Origin of the sequence: Thauera sp. GDN1 (assembly GCF_029223545.1) — a bacterium.
GTDB lineage: Bacteria > Pseudomonadota > Gammaproteobacteria > Burkholderiales > Rhodocyclaceae > Thauera.
In genome coordinates this window covers 560,335-580,995 of sequence record NZ_CP097870.1, presented here as the reverse complement: position 1 = coordinate 580,995, position 20,661 = coordinate 560,335, and the positions used below count along the sequence as shown (strand labels likewise).

The 20,661-nt window shown below is 70.6% G+C and carries 17 protein-coding genes; 8 read left to right on the top strand and 9 right to left on the bottom strand.

Features of this window, described 5'->3' with window-relative positions:
* The first annotated feature begins 14 nt into the window (after positions 1–14).
* The gene (locus CKCBHOJB_RS02535; RefSeq protein ID WP_281050471.1) at positions 15–5,711 is read left to right on the top strand and encodes an Hpt domain-containing protein; all 5,697 of its coding nucleotides are present in this window, start codon (positions 15–17) and stop codon (positions 5,709–5,711) included.
* On the opposite strand, the gene CKCBHOJB_RS02530 is transcribed toward CKCBHOJB_RS02535, so the two are convergent.
* Positions 5,712–6,872, bottom strand: coding sequence for a PatB family C-S lyase (locus CKCBHOJB_RS02530; RefSeq protein ID WP_281050470.1), 1,161 nt, complete (start codon positions 6,870–6,872; stop codon positions 5,712–5,714).
* Positions 6,873–7,248: 376 nt separating this feature from the next.
* Positions 7,249–8,703, bottom strand: coding sequence for a deoxyribodipyrimidine photo-lyase (locus tag CKCBHOJB_RS02525; protein ID WP_281050469.1), 1,455 nt, complete (start codon positions 8,701–8,703; stop codon positions 7,249–7,251).
* A gap of 117 nt (positions 8,704–8,820) precedes the next feature.
* Between CKCBHOJB_RS02525 and CKCBHOJB_RS02520 the strand changes: the two genes are divergently transcribed.
* The 5 genes from CKCBHOJB_RS02520 to CKCBHOJB_RS02500 all read left to right on the top strand — a co-directional run bounded on the left by CKCBHOJB_RS02520 (position 8,821) and on the right by CKCBHOJB_RS02500 (position 12,730).
* On the top strand, positions 8,821–9,387 hold the full coding sequence (locus tag CKCBHOJB_RS02520) for a YqgE/AlgH family protein (RefSeq protein WP_281050468.1): 567 nt from the start codon (positions 8,821–8,823) through the stop codon (positions 9,385–9,387).
* Between the two features lie 25 nt (positions 9,388–9,412).
* Positions 9,413–9,898 (top strand): Holliday junction resolvase RuvX, encoded by a 486-nt coding sequence (ruvX, locus tag CKCBHOJB_RS02515; protein ID WP_281051735.1) that lies wholly within the window; start codon positions 9,413–9,415, stop codon positions 9,896–9,898.
* The gene (pyrR, locus tag CKCBHOJB_RS02510; RefSeq protein ID WP_281050467.1) at positions 9,885–10,388 is read left to right on the top strand and encodes a bifunctional pyr operon transcriptional regulator/uracil phosphoribosyltransferase PyrR; all 504 of its coding nucleotides are present in this window, start codon (positions 9,885–9,887) and stop codon (positions 10,386–10,388) included. Before ruvX ends, pyrR begins: the two co-directional genes overlap by 14 nt.
* A gap of 71 nt (positions 10,389–10,459) precedes the next feature.
* Entirely contained in the window at positions 10,460–11,419 is a 960-nt protein-coding gene (locus CKCBHOJB_RS02505; protein WP_281050466.1) for an aspartate carbamoyltransferase catalytic subunit, read from the top strand.
* 33 nt (positions 11,420–11,452) lie between these two features.
* The gene (locus CKCBHOJB_RS02500; protein ID WP_281050465.1) at positions 11,453–12,730 is read left to right on the top strand and encodes a dihydroorotase; all 1,278 of its coding nucleotides are present in this window, start codon (positions 11,453–11,455) and stop codon (positions 12,728–12,730) included.
* Between the two features lie 135 nt (positions 12,731–12,865).
* Here CKCBHOJB_RS02500 and CKCBHOJB_RS02495 read toward each other — a convergent pair whose 3' ends face one another.
* From CKCBHOJB_RS02495 to CKCBHOJB_RS02485, 3 genes are all read right to left on the bottom strand, one after another.
* Positions 12,866–13,447 (bottom strand): YggT family protein, encoded by a 582-nt coding sequence (locus CKCBHOJB_RS02495; protein WP_281050464.1) that lies wholly within the window; start codon positions 13,445–13,447, stop codon positions 12,866–12,868.
* 3 nt (positions 13,448–13,450) lie between these two features.
* Positions 13,451–14,275 carry a pyrroline-5-carboxylate reductase gene (proC, locus tag CKCBHOJB_RS02490; RefSeq protein WP_281050463.1) on the bottom strand — a complete coding sequence of 275 codons (825 nt, stop codon included), beginning with the start codon at positions 14,273–14,275 and terminating at the stop codon, positions 13,451–13,453.
* Positions 14,276–14,340: 65 nt separating this feature from the next.
* Positions 14,341–15,042, bottom strand: a complete 702-nt coding sequence (locus CKCBHOJB_RS02485) for a YggS family pyridoxal phosphate-dependent enzyme (RefSeq protein WP_281050462.1) — start codon at positions 15,040–15,042, stop codon at positions 14,341–14,343.
* 112 nt (positions 15,043–15,154) lie between these two features.
* Here CKCBHOJB_RS02485 and CKCBHOJB_RS02480 point away from each other — a divergent pair, with 112 nt between their 5' ends.
* Together CKCBHOJB_RS02480 and CKCBHOJB_RS02475 are read left to right on the top strand one after the other, a co-directional pair.
* The gene (locus CKCBHOJB_RS02480) at positions 15,155–16,198 is read left to right on the top strand and encodes a type IV pilus twitching motility protein PilT (RefSeq protein WP_281050461.1); all 1,044 of its coding nucleotides are present in this window, start codon (positions 15,155–15,157) and stop codon (positions 16,196–16,198) included.
* Positions 16,199–16,217: 19 nt separating this feature from the next.
* Entirely contained in the window at positions 16,218–17,351 is a 1,134-nt protein-coding gene (locus CKCBHOJB_RS02475) for a PilT/PilU family type 4a pilus ATPase (RefSeq protein WP_281050460.1), read from the top strand.
* 28 nt (positions 17,352–17,379) lie between these two features.
* Here the strand turns inward: CKCBHOJB_RS02475 and CKCBHOJB_RS02470 are convergent, their stop codons facing one another.
* The 4 genes from CKCBHOJB_RS02470 to fdh3B all read right to left on the bottom strand — a co-directional run bounded on the left by CKCBHOJB_RS02470 (position 17,380) and on the right by fdh3B (position 20,647).
* Positions 17,380–18,543, bottom strand: coding sequence for a THUMP domain-containing protein (locus CKCBHOJB_RS02470; RefSeq protein WP_281050459.1), 1,164 nt, complete (start codon positions 18,541–18,543; stop codon positions 17,380–17,382).
* 199 nt (positions 18,544–18,742) lie between these two features.
* Positions 18,743–19,765 (bottom strand): formate dehydrogenase subunit gamma, encoded by a 1,023-nt coding sequence (locus CKCBHOJB_RS02465; protein ID WP_281050458.1) that lies wholly within the window; start codon positions 19,763–19,765, stop codon positions 18,743–18,745.
* A gap of 10 nt (positions 19,766–19,775) precedes the next feature.
* Positions 19,776–20,012, bottom strand: a complete 237-nt coding sequence (locus CKCBHOJB_RS02460) for a hypothetical protein (RefSeq protein WP_281050457.1) — start codon at positions 20,010–20,012, stop codon at positions 19,776–19,778.
* Positions 20,009–20,647: a formate dehydrogenase FDH3 subunit beta gene (fdh3B, locus tag CKCBHOJB_RS02455; protein ID WP_281050456.1), complete on the bottom strand. Its 639-nt coding sequence runs from the start codon at positions 20,645–20,647 to the stop codon at positions 20,009–20,011. The genes CKCBHOJB_RS02460 and fdh3B overlap by 4 nt, the downstream gene beginning before the upstream one ends.
* Between the last annotated feature and the right edge of the window lie 14 nt (positions 20,648–20,661).

Here is a 20,661-nt window from a genome sequence, read left to right as displayed (position 1 = left end):
CGGGAACGACCAGCATGACATACGCCACCGCGCCGGACCTGGGGTCGCTGACCTGGGTCAAGGGCGAGATCGACGCTGCACTCGAGCGCGCCCGCGAGATCCTCGACCAGGGCAGCGCCGACGGCACCCCCTCGGGCCTGCAGTTCGCCCGCACCCATGTGCATCAGGTGCGCGGCGCGCTGGCCATCGTCGGCCTCGACGGCCTGACCCAGTTCGCCGACACGCTCGAGCAGCTGCTCGGCGAGATGGCCCGCGAGGCGATACCTGCCGACGCCCCCACGCGCGCGCTGGTGCGGCGCGCGCTGGCGGTGATCGGCAACTATCTGGAAGAGCTCGCCCACGGCGCGCCCGACCAGCCCCTGCGCCTGGCCGAGCCCTACCTGGCGCTGGCGGCCGCGCGCGGCCAGGCCGACGCCAGCCCGGTCGACCTGTTCACTCCCGACCTGTCGCGCCGCCCGCCCGCGCGTGAAGCCGGCGCCGAGCCGGCCACGCCCGAGGCCGCAGCACTGATCCTGCGCAGCGCGCGCAGCCGCTTCGAGCGCGGCCTGCTGGAATGGCTGCGCAAGGGCACGGCCGGCGATGGCGCGCGTGCGATGCGCGAGGCGATCGCCGAGATCGAGGCGCAACAGCACAATCCCGCGGCACGCAGCCTGTGGTGGGCGAGCCTGGCCTTCTACGACGCGCTGATCGACGGCAGCCTGCAGCCGGAGCCCGCGATCATGCGCCTGTGCACCCAGATCGACGCCCAGTTCCGCCGCCTGCTGGCGGGCACGCCCGCGGCGCCCGACCGCCTGCTGCGCGAGCTGCTGTACCGGATCGCGCACTGCCCGGTCACCACCGAACAACAGCGCGCGGTACGCGCATGCTGGGAGCTCGACGCCCTGCTACCCGAGGCCGGGGCGGCGGTCAGCGGCACGCCCAGCGCCCCCCTGCTCGACACCCTCCACCGTCAGCTCGCGAACGCGCGCGAGCAGTGGGACGACTTCTGCACCGGCACCGCGGTGGCGCTAGCGCGCTTCGAGGACGCGATCGCGGCGATGGAAGCCCCGCTGGCGCCGCTCGGTCGCCCCGCGACGCAAGCCCTGGTGACGGGCGTGCTCGACTTCACCCGCTGGCTGCGCCGCGACCCGCTGCTGTTCGCGGATGCGGCCGCGATGGAAGTCGCGACCGCGCTGCTGCTGCTCGAGGCCGGCCTCGAACGCCGCCCGCCGGCATCCGGTTTCGGCGCCCGGGTCGAGGCCGTGCAGCAGCGGCTGCAGGCCCTGCAGCGCGGCGAGACCCCGGCCGCGGAAGCGGACGCCGCCACCCTCGCCGGCGCCGCCGCGGCACAGGACAAGGCCCTGCTCGAGCAACTGTCGAAGGAGATGCTCGCCAGCCTCGCCCAGGTCGAACAGGCACTCGACGACTTCTTCCGCAATCCGGCGCGGCGCGAAGCCCTGCAACGCCTGCACCAACCGCTGCAGCAGATCAGCGGTGCGTTGAGCGTGCTGGGCGAGGGCGAGGCGCTCGCCCTCGTGCGCGATGCGGCAGCCCGCATCGCCGCCCTCGGCGACGAGGACAGCGCCGCCGGCCAGGCCGAATTCGAAGCCCTGGCCCACCAGCTCTCCGCGCTCGGCTTCCACCTCGAAGCCCTGCCACGCGGCGGCTCGGCCTTGCAGGACCTGCTCGACAGCCGGCCGCAAGCGCCGCTTCCGACGCCGGCCCCCACCCCCCAGGGTGCGCAGGCAGAGGCCGAGTCCCTCGTCGAGCCCGCAGTTGCCGAACCCATCGCTGTCGAAGCCGCAGTTGCCGCGCCGGCAGCCGCAACCGCCCCGGAGAGCGCCCTGCCTGCCGTCGAGGACGCGGTCCCGACCGAACCGGTGGCCACGGCCGATACCGCAGCCGCGACCGAATCCGCTGCGGAAGCGCTGGCGCTCGCCGCGGATGCAGACGAGGACGAGACTGCGATCACGCTGATCGAGGACCTCGAAGATCTCGAGGACCTGGAAAACCTGGAAGAGCTCGAGTCCCCCGGCGCGGTGCTCGAATCCGCAGCCCCGCCGGCCCCGTCCGTGGCTGCGCCGGTTACGGCTGCCGCCACGATCGCCGAGCCGGAAGTCGATGCCGAACTGCTGGCCATCTTCCTCGAGGAAGCGGGCGAGGTCCTCGCCAGCCTGCGCGACCGCCTGCAGGGGCTGCGCGCCGCCCCGGCCGCGACCGACGAGCTGGTGACGATCCGGCGCGGCTTCCACACCCTCAAGGGCAGCGGCCGCATGGTCGGGCTCGCGCAGCTCGGCGACACCGCCTGGGCGGTGGAGCAGACGCTCAACCGCTGGCTGCAGCTCGACTGGCCGGTGACCCCCACCCTGCTCGCCTTCATCGACGCCGGCGAGCAGCTCTTCTCGACCTGGATCGAGCGCCTGCGCGGCGCCGAGGCCGAGCCGGTGGACACCGCCCGGCTGGTGGCCGAGGCCGAACGCCTGTGCGCTGCGGACACGCCTGCGTTCGAGGCGCCCGCCGCCCCGCAGGCGACCGAGGTCCCGAGCGCAGCCCCTTCGGCGCTTGCCGCGTCCGAGGACGCCGACTGGTCCTACGAGGCCATGCTCGACGAGACCTGGAACCTCGCCGACGCCGACGCCGCGGACGAACTCGTCCTGCTCGAGATGCCGGCATCCGAAGAGCCGGCATTCAACATGCCGGCGGCGGCCGATGCGGCAGCGACGGCGCCTGCGCCGACGGAAATCGATGCCTGGCCCGAAGTGCCGGAACTGCCGGCGATCACCGCCTTCGGCCTGGCGGACGAGGACATCGGCTTCGCGATCGACGACGAATTCGACCTGCCCGCTGCACCCACTGCCGACACCGTCCCGGCTGCGGCAACGACGGCGGCGGCCGGCGCGCACGAGCCGGCCCCGCCCGTCGCCACCGAAGCGCCCGCCATCGAGGAAGCGCCCGAGGTGCTGCGGATCGGAGACATCGAACTGTCGCGCGCGCTCTACGAGCTGTTCTGCGCCGAAGCCGCCCAGCACCTCGACACCCTCGATGCCGAGCTGCACGCCTTGCGCAGCGCTGCGCCGCGACCGCCGTCAAGCGCCGCCCTGCGCGCCGCGCACACCCTCGCCGGCATCGCCGGCACCGCCCACATCTCGGCGATGCACCAGCTCGGGCGGGCCCTGGAGAACGCACTCGAGCGCCTGATCGACGCCACCTCCGCGGCGCACGCGAACGACCTGGCGCTGCTCGCCGACGCGGCACACACGCTGCGCGCGATGCTGGTCCAGGTCCTGGAAGCGCGACTGCCCAAGTCCAGCCCCGAGCTGGTCGCCGCGCTCGACGCCGCGCCGCGGTCGGCCCCGGCGCCGCAGCCCGAAGCCGCAACCGCGCCGGTCATGCCGCCTTCCCCGCCGCTGCCGGCCGCCCCCGCCACGCCCAGACGCCCTGCGGTTGCCGAACCCATACCCGCGGACGACATCGACCACGCCCTGCTGCCGATCTTCCTCGAGGAGGCGGCGGAGACGACCGGGGAGCTGCACGCGACCCTGCGCCGCTGGCGCGACCTGCCCGGCAGCGCCGAGCCGGCGCGCGGCATCGCCCGCCTGCTGCATTCGCTCAAGGGCAGCGCACGCATGGCCGGCGCGATGGGCCTGGGCGCCCTGCTGCATCAGCTCGAGTCCCGGCTCGAGGACGGCGTCTCCGCGCAGGAGGCGCCGGCCGCGCTGGTCGATGAACTCACGCTCGGCCTCGATCGCTGCGAGCAGTTGATCGACGCGCTGGCGCTCGGCGAGCCTGCGGCGCCTGCCGCGGCCGCGATCGAGATCGCCGGCGAAGTCCCCGCGGCCGCTGCGTCCTCCGAGGCGGAGCGCAGCGAGGAGGCCGAGGCCCTGAGCAGCCCGACGCTGCGCGTGCGCGCCGAGCTGGTCGACCGCTTCGTCAACCAGGCCGGCGAGATCGGCGTCGCGCGCAGCCGCATCAACGGCGAACTGCGCACGTTGCGGCGCTCGCTGCTCGACCTCACCGAAAACGTCATCCGCCTGCGCAGCCAGCTGCGCGAGGTCGAGATCCAGGCCGAGGTGCAGATGCAGTCGCGCATCGCCCTGGCGGGCGGCCACCAGGCCGACTTCGACCCGCTCGAGCTCGACCGCTACACCCGCCTGCAGGAACTGACGCGGATGATGGCCGAGAGCGTCAACGACGTCACCACGGTGCAGCAGAACCTGCTGCAGAACCTGGACGGCGCCGACCTCGCCCTCAACAGCCAGGCGCGCATGGCGCGCGAGCTGCAGCAGGGCCTGATGCAGGTGCGCATGCTGCCCTTCGACAGCCTCGCCAGCCGCCTCTACCGCGTGGTGCGCCAGAGCGCACGCGAGCTCGGCAAGCGCGCCACGCTCGACCTGCGCGGCGGCCGCATCGAGATCGACCGCAGCGTGCTGGAGCAGATGGCGGCGCCGCTCGAGCACCTGCTGCGCAACGCGGTGGCGCACGGCATCGAGGCGCCCGCCGAGCGTGCTGCCGCCGGCAAGCCCGAGAGCGGCAGCATCGTGCTGACGGTGAGCCAGGAAGGCAACGAGATCGCGATCGAGATCGCGGACGACGGCGCCGGCCTCGACCTCGACCGGATCGCCGCCCGCGCCCGCGAGCGCGGCCTGATCGGTGCGCACGAGCAGCCCGACGAGCGCCGTCTGACCAACCTGATCTTCGTCTCCGGCTTCAGCACCGCGAGCGAACTCTCGGCGGTGTCCGGCCGCGGCGTCGGCATGGACGTGGTTAAGGCGCAGACCGCCGCCGCCGGTGGTCGGGTCGACGTATCCACCCGGCACGGCGCAGGCACCCGCTTCCACCTCCGCCTGCCGCTGACGCTGGCGGTCACCCAGGCCCTGCTGGTGGAGTCCGGCGGGCGCACCTGGGCGGTGCCCTCGAACATGATCGTGCAGGCGCTGGAGCTCAAACCCGACGCGCTGGGCAAGCTGCAGGACGAGTACGGCCTCGACTGGCAGGGCGAACGCTTCCCCTACCGCTACCTGCCGCGCCTGCTCGGCGATCGCGAGGCGCGACCGGTCGAGCAACGCTACAACTGGGTACTGCTGCTGCGCGCGGGCGCGCAGACGCTGGCGCTGCACGTCGACGGCCTGCGCGGCAACCAGGAAATCATCGTCAAGAACGCCGGGCCGCAGCTCACCCGCATCGTCGGCATGTCGGGCGCCACCGTGCTCGGCGACGGCGAGATCGTGCTGATCCTGAACCCGGTCGCGCTCGCCAGCCGCAGCCTGGCGCAGGAAGACGCCGGCGAGCTGGGCGACACCCCGGCGAGCGAGGCTCCGGCGCCGCTGCACCTGCCCACGGTGATGGTGGTGGACGACTCGCTGACCGTGCGCAAGATCACCGGCCGTCTGCTCGAGCGCGAAGGCTACCGCGTGCTCACCGCCAAGGACGGCGTCGATGCGCTCGAGCAGCTGATCGACACCGTGCCCGACGTCGTGCTGTCGGACATCGAGATGCCGCGCATGGACGGCTTCGACCTCGTCCGCAACATTCGCGCCGACGCCCGCCTGAAGCATCTGCCGGTGATCATGATCACCTCGCGCCTGGCGGAGAAGCACCGCCGCTATGCCGAGGAAGTCGGCGCCAGCCACTATCTCGGCAAGCCCTACCAGGAAGAGGCGCTGCTGGCGCTGGTGGCGGGCTACACGCGGGCAAAGGCGCGCGCGGTAGCGGACCTGGTCGCGACGGCCTGATCAGTCCTCCAGCGCGCGCGCCATGCGCGCCAGCGCCTGGTCGAGGGTCGCGCGCGGACAGCCGAAGTTCAGGCGCAGGAAGCCCGGCGCGCCGAACGCCGCACCGTCCGACAGGCCGACACCGGCCGTCTCGAAGAAGGCGGCCGGGTCGTTGACACCGCGTGCGGCCATCATGTCCCGGCAGTCGATCCAGGCCAGGTAGGTGGCTTCCGGAACCGTCATCGCCAGGCCTGGCAGCGCGGCGATGGCCTCCACGACGCGATCGCGGTTGCCGCGCAGGTAGGCGAGCAAGGCCTGCCGCCAGGCGTCGCCGTCGCGGTAGGCCGCCTCGGCGGCGACCATGCCGAGCACGTTCACATGCGGCACGACGCCGCGCATCGCGTGGCGGTAGCGGCGGCGCAGCGCGGCATCGGGAATCACCGCGAAGGCGCAGTACAGCGCCGGGATGTTCCAGGTCTTGGACGGCGCCATCAGCGTGATCGTGCGCCGCGCGCCGGCCTCGTCGAGCGCGGCGAGCGGACGATGCGGGCGCGACGCGTCCAGCACCAGGCCGCAGTGGATCTCGTCGGAACACACGAGCAGGTCGTGGCGTTCGGCGAAATCCGCCAGCCGGCGCAGCTCGTCCTCGTCGAACACGCGCCCGACCGGGTTGTGCGGGCTGCACAGCAGCAGCATCCGGGTCGAGGGCGTGCATGTCGCCTCCAGCGCGTCCCAGTCCCACTGCCAGCGGCCCTCGCGCAGCACCAGCTCGACGCGCTGGAGCACGCGGCCGGTGTTGGCGGGGGCGGTGAGGAAAGGCGGATAGACGGGCGTGGCGGTGAGCACGCCGTCGCCGGGCTCTCCGGCGATCGCGCAGGCGAGGTTGAAGCCGGCGACCACGCCCGGCAGCCACACCAGCCAGTCGGGCCGTATCGTCCATCCGTGGTCGCGCTGCAGGCCGTCGACCACCGCCTCGACCAGCGAGGGCCAGGCGTCGGTGTAGCCGAACACGCCGTGGTCGATGCGCCGGCGCAGAGCGTCGATGACCGCGGGCGGGGCGGCGAAATCCATGTCGGCCACCCACAGCGGCAGCACGTCGCGACCGGCGTAGCGGCCCCACTTTTCGCTCGGCAGCGCGCGACGGTCGATGAGGCGGTCGAAATCGAAGGCGGGGGCGGTCATGGCGGGGCGTCCGATGAGAAGTGACGGGGCGTCATTGTCCCGCATTCGGACGGAGGCGGCGGCGTTCGGAGGATGGACGGCGCGGCTGCGACTCGGCCGCGGGAGGGAGGTGACGGTTGCCGCGGCTGCGATCCGGCCACGGGACCGGGGTGGCGGGCGCCGCCTGCACTCGCGGCCTTCGGCTGCCCTCGGCGGAAGACGCCGCGGGGGCGGCGACGCAAACTCGGCGCTGCGCGCCTCAAACATGCGTCGCCTCGTTTCCCCCGCGACGCCCCCCGCCTCGGCGCTCGTGAAGTTGGCGCCCGCCACCCCGGTCCCGCGACCTTGCGCGGGGGAATTGCTGACCGTCCGGAGGTGGGAGCTGGAGGGCTTGCGGCTATCGGCCTTGCGCCTCGTTCTTCACGACCCCGAAGCGTTGCAGGGTGCGTTCGCGCGCGGCGGCGTGGTCGACGATGGGGCCCGGGTAATCGACGCCGATCTTCGTCCGGCACGCGCTCTGGTCGATTCCGCCCATGGTCCACGGCGCGTGGATGAACTTGTCGGGCACGCGGGCGAGCTCGGGCAGGTAGCGGCGGATGAAGCGGCCCTCGGGGTCGAACCTCTCGGACTGGGTGACGGGGTTGAAGATGCGGAACCACGGCTGGGCGTCGCAACCGGTGGAGGCCGCCCACTGCCAGCCGCCGTTGTTGGCGGCGAGGTCGTAGTCGTTCAGATGCGCGGCGAAATAGCGCTCGCCCAGGCGCCAGTCGATGCCGAGATCCTTGGTGAGGAAAGAGGCGACGATCATGCGCAGGCGGTTGTGCATCCAGCCGGTCTGGTTCAACTGACGCATCGCGGCATCGACGATCGGGTAGCCGGTGCGCGCCTCGCACCAGGCGGCGAAGAGTTCGGGCGCGTCGTCCCACTTCACGGCGTCGTACTCGGGGCGGAAGGCGCGCTCGACCACCTGCGGGTGGTGCCACAGGATCTGGTGGTAGAAGTCGCGCCAGATCAGCTCCGACAGCCAGGTCTCGGCGCCCTCGCCGCCGTGCGCATGGGCGTGGGCGGCGAGTTGGCGGATGGACACGGTGCCGAAGCGCAGATGCGTCGACAGGTAGCTGACGCCCTTCACCGCCGGGAAGTCGCGCGCGCGCTTGTAGCGCTCGATGCGCGCGGCGAAGTCCACGAACAGCTTTCTGCCGCCGCTCATGCCGAGGGGGATCTGCAGTTCGGCCAGGTTGGTGGGCTCGAAGCCGATGTCGGCGAGCGAGGACACGGTCTCGCCCGCAGGCTTCGCGGCGAGACGCGCGGCGTATTTTTTTACCGGATATGACTCGAGCTGGAAGTCGTCCACCTTCTTGAGCCAGGCGTTCTTGTACGGCGTGAACACGCTGTAGGGCTTGCCGGTCTGGGTCAGCACCTCGTCGCGCTCGAAGACGACCTGGTCCTTGAAATCCTCGTAGCCGATACCGGCCTCGGCCAGCGCCTGCGCCACCCGGCTGTCGCGCACGATCGCCTCGGGCTCGTAGTCGCGGTTGGCGAAGACCTTGTCGACGCCCAGTTCGCGCGCCAGGCGCGGGACTTCGTCCTCGGCGCGGCCGTGGCGCACGAGCAGCCCGCCGCCGGCTGCCCCCGCCGCACGCGCCATGGTGTCGAGCGCTGCGTCCAGCTCGGCCAGGCTGGCGTGGATGAACTCGACGCGGCGGTCCTGGCGCGAGGGCAGCGCGTCGAGGATGGCGGTATCGAAGACGAAGGCGCAATGCACGCGATCGGCGAAGCGCAAGGCGTGGTAGAGCGCGGCATGGTCGAAGCTGCGCAGATCGCGACGGAACCAGACGAGGGCGGAAGGCATTATTTTGTCCAGGACAAACAGGCCTTCATTATCGCGCACCCACGGCAATCGCACGAGCCCGCATCCGAACCTCGCACCCACGCCAAGAACCCAGCCGATCGGCGTAAAATGCCGCGCATGGACACGCCCACGGCCAACTTCACGCATCACTTCCTGATCGCCATGCCCAACATGGCCGATCCCCACTTCGCGCGCACCCTGACCTACGTCGCCGAACACAACGAACAGGGCGCGCTCGGCATCATCGTGAACCGGCCGATCGACATGACCCTCGCCACGCTGTTCGAACGCATCGAACTGCCACTCGAGGCCGAGGGCTTCGCCAACCAGCCGGTCTATTTCGGCGGACCGGTTCAGACCGACCGCGGCTTCGTGCTGCACCGGCCGCTCGGCGAATGGCACTCCACGCTCAAGGTCAGCGACGAGATCGGGCTCACCAGCAGCCGCGACGTGCTGCAGGCGATCGGCGCCAGCGGCGAACCGAAGGACGTGCTCGTCACCCTGGGCTACGCCGGCTGGGCCGCCGGCCAGCTCGAGCAGGAATTGCTCGACAACGCCTGGCTCACCGTCCCCGCCGACATGGCGATCGTGTTCGACCTTCCGCCCGAGGAGCGCCTCGCCGCCGCGATGCAGACGCTCGGCATCGATTTCGCCAACCTCAGCGATGTCGCCGGACATGCCTGAGGCGGTGCAGGCCGCCCAGCGCAGCATGGAACTCCCGGCCCGCCCGCCCGATTCGGCGGCCTCGGCGGCCGTCCTTCCCGCCCGCGGCACCCTGCTCGGCTTCGACTTCGGCCTCGCCCGCATCGGCATCGCCACCGGCGAGCTCGAGACCGGCCAGGCCAGCGCGCTGGCCACGGTGCACGAAGAATCGAACGACGCCCGCTTCAAGGCCATCGCCGCACTGATCGCCGAATGGCGCCCGATCGCGCTGGTGGTCGGCCTGCCCACCCATCTCGACGGCAGCGCGCACGAGCTCACCGCGCGCTGCCGGCGCTTCGCCAACCAGCTCCACGGCCGCTTCGGCCTGCCGGTGTTCACCGCCGACGAACGCCTGTCCTCGGTCGCCGCCGAAGCCGGGCTCGCCGCGGCCGGACGCCGCGACTGGCGCGAGCGCAAGGCGGTTCTCGACGCCGAAGCCGCCCGCATCATCCTGCAAACCTTCCTGGACACACGACGCCATGAAAGACCTTGATGCCGAAGCCCTGTGCCGGCAGCTCGCCGAGCAGATCCGCCCCCAAGTCACGCCCGCCACCGCGCTCGTGGGCATCTACACCGGCGGCCTGTGGCTGGCCGAGCGCCTGCACCGGGAACTCGGCATCGCCCAGCCGCTGGGCGCGATCGACGTCTCCTTCTACCGCGACGACTACGGCAGCAAGGGCCTGCACGCACGGCCGCAGCGCACCGAGATCCCGTTCGACGTCGACGGCGCGCACGTGATCCTGGTCGACGACGTGCTGTACACCGGCCGCACCACCCGCGCCGCGCTCAACGAGCTGTTCGACTTCGGCCGCCCCGGCGTGGTCGAGCTCGCGGTGCTGGTCGACCGCGGCAGCCGCGAACTGCCGATCGGCGCGCGCTACTGCGCCCATACCCTGGACGAGCCCCTGCCGCGCGACCAGAACCTCGAGCTGCAGCGCGACGACGCCGGCCGTTTCACGCTGATGCTGACCCGGCGCGCCTGATCGCGACGCCCGTCCCGACATGCCCCCGATCCCCCCTTCCCCGCCCACTCGCTGACACCGAGGCCCGCCCGATGCGCCATCCCCAGCTCAACAAGCACGGCGAACTGCAGCACCTGCTGACACTCGACGGTCTGCCGCGCGACATCCTCACCGCCATCCTCGACACCGCCGCGCCCTTCACCGAAGTGGCCGAGCGCGAGGTCAAGAAGCTGCCGCTGCTGCGCGGCAAGAGCGTGTTCAACCTGTTCTTCGAGAACTCGACGCGCACCCGCACCACCTTCGAGATCGCCGCCAAGCGCCTGTCGGCCGACGTGGTGAACCTCAACATCAACACCAGTTCGGCCGCCAAGGGCGAGAGCCTGCTCGACACCGTCGACAACCTGTGCGCGATGCAGGCCGACATGTTCGTCGTCCGCCACGCCGCCAGCGGCGCGCCGATGCTGATCGCCCAGCACCTGCACGACACCGGGCGCGAGCACATCCGCGTGGTCAATGCCGGCGACGGCCGCCATGCGCACCCGACGCAGGGCCTGCTCGACATGTACACGATCCGCCACTTCAAGCACGACTTCACCAACCTGACGGTGGCGATCGTCGGCGACGTGCTGCACTCGCGCGTGGCGCGCAGCCAGATCGCCGCGCTGACCACGCTGGGCGTGCCCGAAGTGCGCGTGATCGGCCCCAAGACCCTGCTGCCGACCGAGGTCGAGCGCCTCGGCGTGCGCGTGTTCCACGACATGCGCGAGGGCCTCAGGGGCGTTGACGTGGTGATGATGCTGCGCCTGCAGAACGAGCGCATGAACGGCGCGCTGCTGCCGACGCCGCAGGAGTACTACAAGATCTGGGGCCTCACCGCCGAGAAGCTGGCGCTCGCCAGGCCCGACGCCATCGTCATGCACCCCGGGCCGATGAACCGCGGCGTCGAGATCGACTCGGCGGTGGCCGACGGCGCGCAGGCGGTCATCCTGCCCCAGGTCACCTTCGGCATCGCCGTGCGCATGGCGGTGATGAGCATGCTCGGCAGCCACTGAGGCCGCGGACAGCACAGGCACAAGGATTCACGCATGAACATCCTGATTTCCAACGGCCGCGTCGTCGATCCGGCCAATCGCACCGACGCGGTGCGCAACGTCTATGTCGCCGGCGGCAAGATCGTCGGCCTCGGCCAGGCCCCGGACGGCTTCGTCGCCGAGCGCACGATCGACGCCAGCGGCCTGGTGGTCGCCCCCGGCTTCATCGACCTCGCCGCGCGCCTGCGCGAGCCCGGCTTCGAATACCGCGCCACCCTCGAATCCGAGATGGAAGCGGCGATGGCGGGCGGCGTCACCAGCCTGGCGATCCCACCCGACACCGACCCCGCGCTCGACGAGCCCGGCCTGGTCGAGATGCTGACCTACCGCGCCAAGAAGCTGAACCGCGCCCACATCTACCCGGTCGGCGCGCTCACCATCGGTCTCAAGGGCGAGCGCCTGTCGGAGATGGCCGAACTGGTCGAGGCCGGCTGCGTCGCCTTCTCGCAGGCCAACGTGCCGGTGGTCGACAACGCGGTGCTGATGCGCGCGCTGCAGTACGCCGCCACCTTCGGCTTCCGCGTCTGGCTGCAGCCGCTGGCGCCCTTCCTGTCGCGCGTCGGCCACGCCCACGACGGCGAGGTGTCGACCCGCCTCGGCCTGTCGGGCATCCCGGTCGCGGCCGAGACCGTGGCGCTGTTCACCTACCTCGAACTCGCGCGCACCACCGGCGCCCGCCTGCACATCACCCGCCTGTCGTCGGCGGCCGGCCTGGCGCTGATCGACCAGGCGCGTGCCGGCGGCATGGACGTCACCTGCGACGTGTCGATCAACCATGTGCACCTGTGCGACATGGACATCGGCTACTTCGACCCCAACTGCCACCTGATCCCGCCCCTGCGCAGCCAGCGCGACCGCGAGGCGCTGTGCAAGGGCCTGGCCGAGGGCCGCATCAACGCACTGTGCTCGGACCACACGCCGGTGGATGACGACGGCAAGCAGACACCGTTCTCGGAATCGGAACCCGGCGCCACCGGCCTCGAGCTGCTGCTGCCGCTGACGCTGAAGTGGGCCGACCGCGCCGGCTTGTCGCTGCTGGACGGCCTGGCCCGCATCACCTCCGACGCGGCGAAGATCGTCGGCATCACCAAGGCCGGCCACCTGTCGGTCGGCGCCCGGGCCGACGTCTGCGTGTTCGACCCCGACACCCACGTCACCATCACCCGCGAAAGTCTCCGCAGCCAGGGCAAGAACACGCCCTTCCTCGGCATGGAACTGCCGGGCAAGGTGTGCTACACCCTGGTCGAAGGGCAGGTGATGTTCGAGGGCTGACGGCCTCGGGGTACAGATCGGCGCCCGAGCCGTAAGCCCGGGCTCCACGCTTCATTCGCGGGCAAGCCCGCTCCCACGGTGCGGCGCTTGAGCCGCCAATGCGGGCGCGGGCTTGCCCGCGAACCGTTCGTGCCCTCAGGCCCCGAACAGCAGCGGCGCGAAGCCGTTGCGCGCGCCGGCGAGCACCATCAGCACGATCTGCAGGATCAGCAGCAGGACCAGCGGCGACAGGTCCACGTTGGCGATGGTCGGGATCACGCGGCGGAACGGGCGCAGGAAGGGCGCTGCGATCGCATTCAGCAGCGGCGCCAGCGGCGAATGCGGGCTGACCCACGACAGCACCGCCGAGCCGAGCACGACCGCGAACAGCAGATACACCATCATCCGGATCAGCTCGATCAGGCCCACGCCCCACAGCCCGGCGATCACCGCCGCGGTGTTGCCGCTGAACACCGCGCCGCGCAGGCTGAGCTCGAAGGCCACCAGCAGCACCTGCACCACCCAGGCCGGCAGCAGGCTCGCCATGTCGAGGCCGAACAGGCCGGGGATGAAGCGGCGCAGCGGGCGCACGATCCAGTCGGTGGTGCTGACCACGAACTGGCCGAGCTGGTTGCGGAAGGAGATGCGCTGCCACTGCATGTAGAAGCGCGCCAGCAGCATCAGGGTGAGGAAGCCGGCGACGGCATTGACGACCAGCAGCAGGATGTTGGCGAGCATGGCTCAGTTCCTGCCGAGTTGTTCGCCGAGCTCGCGGCCGCGCGCCTCGGCCGCCTTCACCGCATCGACCAGTTCGTCGTGCCAGCCCGCCGCGGCGAGGCTGGCGAGCGCGGCCTCGGTGGTGCCGCCCTTGGAGGTGACCTTCTGGCGCAGCAGCGCAGGCGAGTCTTCCGAGCTCGCCGCCAGCTTCGCCGCGCCGAGCGCGGTGTCGATCGCCAGCCGGCGCGCACCCGCCTCGTCGAAGCCGAGGGCGCGCCCGGCCGCCTCCAGCGCCTCGATGAAATGGAACACGTAGGCCGGGCCGCTGCCCGAGATCGCCGTCACCGCATCCATCTGCGCCTCCGCGTCCGCCCACACCGTGCTGCCGACCGCGGCGAGGATGCGCTCGGCAGCCGCGCGTCCGGCGGCATCCACCGAGGGGTCGGCGTACAGGCCGGTGACGCCGGCGCCAATCAGCGCCGGGGTGTTGGGCATGCAGCGCACCAGCCGCGCATGGGGGACGCCGGGCGCGCCCAGCCAGCGGCCCAGATCGGCGAGGCGCAGGCCGGCGGCGATGCTGATCACGAGCTGGCCGGACAGGCGGCCGGCGACCGGCGCCAGCGCGGCCTTCATCTGCTGCGGCTTCACCGCCAGCACCAGCACCTCGCAGGCGAGGGCCGCGTCATCGAAGCCGGCCACCGCACGCACGCCGAAGCGGCTCTCGAGCGCGGCGCGCGCCGCATCGCCGAGTTCGACGACCTGGATGTCGGCGGCCGCGAAGCCGCGTTCGAGCATGCCGCCGATGAGGGCGGTGGCCATGTTGCCGCCGCCGAGGAAGGTGATCTTCATGATTGACCTGCAGTCTGGGCCCGCCGCACGCCGCAGCGTCGAGCGGGGGGATGGAATGGGAAGGGCTATGCGGCCGCCGCGGCCTTGTGACGTTCGCCGAAGATCGCGGTGCCGACGCGGACGATGGTCGCGCCCTCGGCGATCGCCGGCTCGATGTCGTGCGACATGCCCATCGACAGCGTGTCCAGCTCCAGGCCTGCGCCGGCCAGCTCGTCACGCAGCAGGCGCAGCAGGGCAAAGCGCGCACGCAGCAGCGCCATGTCCTCGGTCGGCTCGGGGATGCACATCAGTCCGCGCAGGCGCAGCCGCGGCAGCGCGGCGACCGCCTGTGCCAGCGCCGCGACCTCGTCCGGCGCGACGCCGCTCTTGCTGTCCTCGCCGCTGACGTTGACCTGGATGCAAACGTTCAGCGCCGGCAGATGCACGTCGCGCTGCGCCGACAGGCGCTCGGCGATCTTCACGCGGTCGATGCCGTGCACCCAGTCGAAGGCATTGGCGACCGGGCGCGTCTTGTTGCTCTGCAGCGGGCCGATGAAGTGCCATTCGAGCGCGAGATCGCGCAGCGCCTCGATCTTCTCCACGCCTTCCTGCACGTAGTTCTCGCCGAAGGCGCGCTGGCCGGCCGCGGCCGCCGCGCGCACCGCAGCGGCCGGCCAGGTCTTGCTCACCGCCAGCAGCGACACCGCCGCAGGATCACGCCCCGCAACCCGCGCCGCGGCCTCGATGCGCGCACGCACGGCCAGCAGCCGTTCGCCGATTGTCGTCATATTCCGTGGCCTATTTCCTTGGGAAGCGATCGGCAAAAAGTATAGCATCGCCACGTTGACCCATTTCGGCCCCACTCCTGCCCCGCGCGGGCATCCTGGTACAGACGACAACATGGACATCACCGAACTGCTCGCCTTCGCGGTCAAGAACAAGGCCTCCGACCTTCACCTCTCGGCCGGCCTGCCGCCGATGATCCGGGTCCATGGCGACGTGCGCCGCATCAACCTGCCACCGCTGGAGCACAAGGAAGTGCACGCGATGGTGTACGACATCATGAACGACGGCCAGCGCAAGCAGTTCGAGGAAACCTGGGAGTGCGACTTCTCCTTCGCCGTGCCCAACCTAGCCCGCTTCCGTGTCAACGCGTTCAACCAGAACCGCGGCGCGGCGGCGGTGTTCCGCACCATTCCGTCCAAGGTGCTGACGCTGGAAGAGCTCAACTGCCCGAAGATCTTCAAGGAGATCGCCAACCAGCCGCGCGGCATCGTGCTGGTCACCGGCCCCACCGGCTCGGGCAAGTCGACCACGCTGGCGGCGATGATCGACTACGTGAACGAAAACGAGTACGGCCACATCCTGACCGTCGAGGATCCGATCGAATTCGTGCATGAATCCAAGCGCTGCCTGATCAACCAGCGCGAGGTGCACCGCGACACCATGTCCTTCAACAACGCGCTGCGCGCTGCGCTGCGCGAGGACCCGGACGTGGTGCTGGTGGGCGAGATGCGCGACCTCGAGACCATCCGCCTGGCGCTGACCGCGGCCGAGACCGGCCACCTGGTGTTCGGCACCCTGCACACCTCGTCGGCGGCCAAGACCATCGACCGTATCGTCGACGTCTTTCCGGCGGCGGAGAAGGACATGGTGCGCTCGATGCTGTCGGAGTCGCTGCGCGCGGTGATCTCGCAGACCCTGCTCAAGACCAAGGACGGCTCGGGCCGGGTGGCGGCGCACGAGATCATGATCGGCACCCCGGCGATCCGCAACCTGATCCGCGAGAACAAGGTCGCGCAGATGTACTCCTCGATCCAGACCGGCCAGAACGTCGGCATGCAGACGCTGGACCAGTGTCTGGCCGATCTGGTGCGGCGCAACGTGGTGTCGGCGACCGAGGCGCGCATCCGGGCGCAGAACAAGGACAATTTCGCGGCGTGACCGCAGGAGCGATCGAGACATGGAACGCGACCAGGCCCTCAGGTTCATGCACGATCTGCTGCGGCTGATGCTGCAGAAGAACGGCTCCGACCTCTTCATCACCACCGGCTTTCCGCCCGCGATCAAGATCGACGGCAAGATCGTGCCGCAGTCCAACCAGGCCCTGCAGCCGCAGCACACCGCGGAACTGGCGCGTGCGGTCATGAACGACCGCCAGGCGGCGGAATTCGAGGCGCGCAAGGAGTGCAACTTCGGCATCTCACCCGCCGGCATCGGCCGTTTCCGCGCCAATGCCTTCGTGCAGCAGGGCCGCGTCGGCCTGGTGCTGCGCACCATCCCGCAGAAGATCCCGAACTTCGACGAGCTCGGCCTGCCGCCGGTGCTGACCGAGATCGCGCTCGCCAAGCGCGGGCTGGTGATCTTCGTCGGCGGCACCGGCACCGGCAAGACGACCTCGCTGGCGTCGATGGTCGACTACCGCAACGAGAACACCTACGGCCACATCATCACCGTCGAGGACCCGATCGAGTTCGTGCACGCGCACAAGAACTGCATCGTCACCCAGCGCGAGGTCGGCATCGACACCGAGTCCTGGGAGGCCGCGCTCAAGAACACGCTGCGCCAGGCGCCGGACGTGATCCTGATGGGCGAGATCCGCGACCGCGACACCATGGACTACGCGATCGCCTTCGCCGAGACCGGCCACCTGTGCCTGGCCACCCTGCACGCCAACAGCGCCAACCAGGCCATCGACCGCATCATCAACTTCTTCCCGGAAGAGCGCCGCACGCAGCTGCTGATGGACCTGTCGCTGAACCTGCGCGCGATGATCTCGCAGCGTCTGCTGCCACTGAAGGACCGCAAGGGCCGGGTGCCGGCGGTCGAGGTGATGCTGAACTCGCCGCTGATCGCCGACCTGATCTTCAAGGGCAACGTGCCCGAGATCAAGGAGATCATGAAGCGCTCGCGCGAGCTCGGCATGCAGACCTTCGACCAGTCGCTGTTCGAGCTCTACGAGAGCGGACTGATCAGCTACGAGGACGCGCTGCGCAACGCCGACTCGATCAACGACCTGCGCCTGCAGATCAAGCTGTACAGCAAGCTCGGCGAGCAGGACGTCGGCGGCAGCCTGAAGAACCTCGACATCCTGTAAGCGCGACGCGCAGCCACCGTCCGCAGGCTCAGGCCTGCGGCTGCGGCGCGCGCTCGCGGTTGCTGCCCGCGACCATGCGGTATTCGTACAGCCGGCATTCGAGCGCGCCGTTGAACAGCGGCGTGCGCCGGCTCGCCTTGAGCCCGATCAGCTTGGGCAGCGCGGTGTCGGCGGTGAACAGGTAGCAGCGCCAGCCGCCCCAGCGCTGCTTGAGCGCATCGCCCAGCTTCGGGTAGAAGGCCGCCAGTTCCTCGGCCTCGCCGATGCGCACCCCGTAGGGCGGATTGGCCACCATCACCCCTTCCGCCGCCGGCGGCGTACGCTCGAGCACGTCGGCACGGTCGAGGCGCACGCAGTCGGCAAGGCCCGCGGCGTCCAGGTTCAGGCGGCTGCGCCGCACCCATTCGCCGACGATGTCGGAGCCGAAGATCTGCAGCACGCGCGCCGGCTTGCGCCGCTGCTCGGCCGCCCGCCGCAGCGCCGCCCAGCTCGCACGGTCGTGGATGCGCAGGCGCTCGAAGGCGAAGCCGCGCCCCAGCCCGGGCGCGATGTCGAGCGCCATCTGCGCGGCCTCGATCAGGAAGGTGCCGCTGCCGCACATCGGATCGACCAGGGCCTCGCCCGGCTGCCAGCCGGTCAGGCGCAGGATGCCGGCGGCCAGGTTCTCCTTCAGCGGCGCCTCCACCGCGGCCGGCTTGTAGCCGCGCTTGTACAGCGGCTCGCCGGAGGTGTCGATGTACAGCGTCGCGATGTCGGCGGTCAGGAACAGGTGGATGCGCACCGCCGGGTTGGCGGTATCCACGCTTGGGCGCCGCCCGGCGACGGTGCGGAAGTGGTCGCACACCGCATCCTTGACCCGCAGCGTGATGAATTCCAGGCTCTTCAGCGGCGACTTCTGCGCGGTGACGTAGATGCGGATGGTGTCGTCGGCGGTGAACCACTTCGCCCAGGTCACGCTGTAGGCCAGCTTGTAGATGTCGACCTCGGCCCGATAGCGTCCCTGCGCCACCCGCCACATCACCCGGGTGGCGAGCCGGCTCTCCAGGTTCGCGCGCTGGCACGCCGCCCAGTCGCCCTGCCACCCCACCCCGCCGTGCACCGCCTGCGCAGCGCGCGCACCGAGCGCGGTGAGTTCGTCGGCAAGCAGGCTTTCCAGTCCGCGCGGACAGGGAGAAAAGAAGGTTTCGGCCATCGCGGGCTCCGGACAGGGGACAAGGCGGCATTGTAGCGCCCGCCGGCGGGCCGGCCGCAGTGCGGACATCGCCTGGGGGACGCACCTGCCTCATCGGGAAAAACACGGCCCTGCAGCGCGCATCGCACTGCAGGGCCAAATGCACCCGGACCGAAGGGAGAGGAGTGGATCCGGGCGGGGGAAGCAGGCGGCAGCGGCCTCAGGGACGCCCGGACTTGCCCGCCTTGATGTCGTGGTACCACTGCTCGTGGTGCTCGCGCGCCCAGGTCTCGTCGACGTAGCCGGTCTTCATCGCCTCGTAGGCGCCTTCGGCGCCGAGCGTGCCCATGTAGATGTGGCCGAAGGCCAGCGCCAGCATCAGGAGCGCGCCGATGGCATGGACGATGTTCGCGGTCTGCATGTCGGTGCGCGTCCACTCGCCCAGGTTCGGGAAGTCCATGATCAGGCCGGAGATCGCCACCGTGAGGCCGAGGAAGGTGACGCCGAACCAGAACCAGGTCTTCTCGCCGAAATTGAAGCGCCCGGAGGGCACGTGACTGCCGTCGAGCAGGCCGCCGGCGCGGCGGATCCACTCCGCGTCGATCGGCCGCCAGACGTTGTCGCGCAGGAAGGCGAAGAACATCAGCACCACGAAGATCCCGAACAGCGGACCGACGTAGTTGTGCACCAGCTTGCCGGCGTTGAGCAGCAGGCCCAGGCCATCGTGGCCGATCAGCGGCAGCAGCACGTGCTTGCCGAACAGGATCGCCAGCCCGGTGACCGCGAGCAGCAGGAAGCTGATCGCCGTACCCCAGTGCACGAAGCGCTCGAAGCCCGAGAAGCGCAGCATCTTGCGCCCGGTCTTGGCGCCGTGCAGCTTCATCGTGCCCCTGACCAGCCAGAACAGCAGGATGGCCGAAGGCACCAGGATCAGCAGCCAGCCGCCGTAGAGCGTGACCGGGCCGTTGCGCAGCTGGCGCCAGGTGTTGCCTTCGCTCTGGATCAGCACGCCGGCCTCGGGGCTGCGCGAAAGGGTGAAGTGTTCCTCACCCGAGCGCACTGCCCGCCACACCGGTGCGTTGTTGAGCGGACGCTCGACCTGGCGCTGGGCCTGGTCCGCCGCGCTGCTGCCGGGCGGCGGCTCGGCCGCCTGCAGCGGCAGCGCCGCCGCCCACAGCATGAGCGCGAGCAGCAGCACGGCCAGCCAGCCGCCGTGCCGCACCCGCATCGCTTGTGTCGTCATGGCGCTCTCCTCACTGGATGCGGTTGTACTCGTTCTGGCCGCGGGAACGCTCCTTGAGCGCCTTCTCCCAGGCCGCGCGGTCGCCCTTGAACCCGTCGCCTTCCCAGGGGCGGGTGTCGGTCTTGCCGCGGTACTGGCCCTGCTCGTATACCGTGACCTGCGGCACCTCGCTGCACGCCGACAGGCCGAGCACCGCCGCGCCCGCCAGGACCGCGAGCGCGCGTGGGTTCAGGATCCTCGTGCTCATGACTGGCCCTCCCGCTTGCGTTCCTGCTTGCGTTCCTGCTTGTGCTCGCCGCCACCGTAGGCGGCATCCCAGCCCCACACCTCGGCGCCGCCGCCGCGACGCAGCACGCGCTCGCGGAAGATGTTCGCGACCACGTCGGCATCGCCGGCGATCAGCGCCTTGGTCGAGCACATCTCGGCGCACAGCGGCAGCTTGCCGTCGGCGAGGCGGTTGGAGCCGTACTTCTCGTACTCGGCGGCCGAACCGGTCTCCTCGGGGCCGCCGGCGCAGAAAGTGCACTTGTCCATCTTGCCGCGCGCGCCGAAGGCCGCCGGGCCGTTGGGGAACTGCGGCGCGCCGAACGGACAGGCGTAGAAGCAGTAACCGCAGCCGATGCACTTGTCCTTGTCATGGAGCACCACACCGTCTTCGGTCTTGTAGAAGCAGTCGGTCGGGCACACCGCCATGCACGGCGCGTCCGAGCAGTGCATGCAGGCGACCGAGATCGAGCGCTCGCCCGGCACGCCGTCGTTCATCGTCACCACCCGGCGGCGGTTCACGCCCCAGGGCACCTCGTGCTCGTTCTTGCACGCGGTGACGCAGCCGTTGCACTCGATGCAGCGCTCGGCGTCACACAGGAATTTCATGCGTCCCATCGTCTATTCTCCTC

Bases quoted from the DNA above. Each gene is read 5' to 3' on its own strand.
- CKCBHOJB_RS02535 (WP_281050471.1), top strand. From the start codon at position 15: ATGACATACGCCACCGCGCCGGACCTGGGGTCGCTGACCTGGGTCAAG.
- CKCBHOJB_RS02530 (WP_281050470.1), bottom strand. From the start codon at position 6,872: ATGACCGCCCCCGCCTTCGATTTCGACCGCCTCATCGACCGTCGCGCG.
- CKCBHOJB_RS02525 (WP_281050469.1), bottom strand. From the start codon at position 8,703: ATGCCTTCCGCCCTCGTCTGGTTCCGTCGCGATCTGCGCAGCTTCGAC.
- CKCBHOJB_RS02520 (WP_281050468.1), top strand. From the start codon at position 8,821: ATGGACACGCCCACGGCCAACTTCACGCATCACTTCCTGATCGCCATG.
- ruvX (WP_281051735.1), top strand. From the start codon at position 9,413: ATGGAACTCCCGGCCCGCCCGCCCGATTCGGCGGCCTCGGCGGCCGTC.
- pyrR (WP_281050467.1), top strand. From the start codon at position 9,885: ATGAAAGACCTTGATGCCGAAGCCCTGTGCCGGCAGCTCGCCGAGCAG.
- CKCBHOJB_RS02505 (WP_281050466.1), top strand. From the start codon at position 10,460: ATGCGCCATCCCCAGCTCAACAAGCACGGCGAACTGCAGCACCTGCTG.
- CKCBHOJB_RS02500 (WP_281050465.1), top strand. From the start codon at position 11,453: ATGAACATCCTGATTTCCAACGGCCGCGTCGTCGATCCGGCCAATCGC.
- CKCBHOJB_RS02495 (WP_281050464.1), bottom strand. From the start codon at position 13,447: ATGCTCGCCAACATCCTGCTGCTGGTCGTCAATGCCGTCGCCGGCTTC.
- proC (WP_281050463.1), bottom strand. From the start codon at position 14,275: ATGAAGATCACCTTCCTCGGCGGCGGCAACATGGCCACCGCCCTCATC.
- CKCBHOJB_RS02485 (WP_281050462.1), bottom strand. From the start codon at position 15,042: ATGACGACAATCGGCGAACGGCTGCTGGCCGTGCGTGCGCGCATCGAG.
- CKCBHOJB_RS02480 (WP_281050461.1), top strand. From the start codon at position 15,155: ATGGACATCACCGAACTGCTCGCCTTCGCGGTCAAGAACAAGGCCTCC.
- CKCBHOJB_RS02475 (WP_281050460.1), top strand. From the start codon at position 16,218: ATGGAACGCGACCAGGCCCTCAGGTTCATGCACGATCTGCTGCGGCTG.
- CKCBHOJB_RS02470 (WP_281050459.1), bottom strand. From the start codon at position 18,543: ATGGCCGAAACCTTCTTTTCTCCCTGTCCGCGCGGACTGGAAAGCCTG.
- CKCBHOJB_RS02465 (WP_281050458.1), bottom strand. From the start codon at position 19,765: ATGACGACACAAGCGATGCGGGTGCGGCACGGCGGCTGGCTGGCCGTG.
- CKCBHOJB_RS02460 (WP_281050457.1), bottom strand. From the start codon at position 20,012: ATGAGCACGAGGATCCTGAACCCACGCGCGCTCGCGGTCCTGGCGGGC.
- fdh3B (WP_281050456.1), bottom strand. From the start codon at position 20,647: ATGGGACGCATGAAATTCCTGTGTGACGCCGAGCGCTGCATCGAGTGC.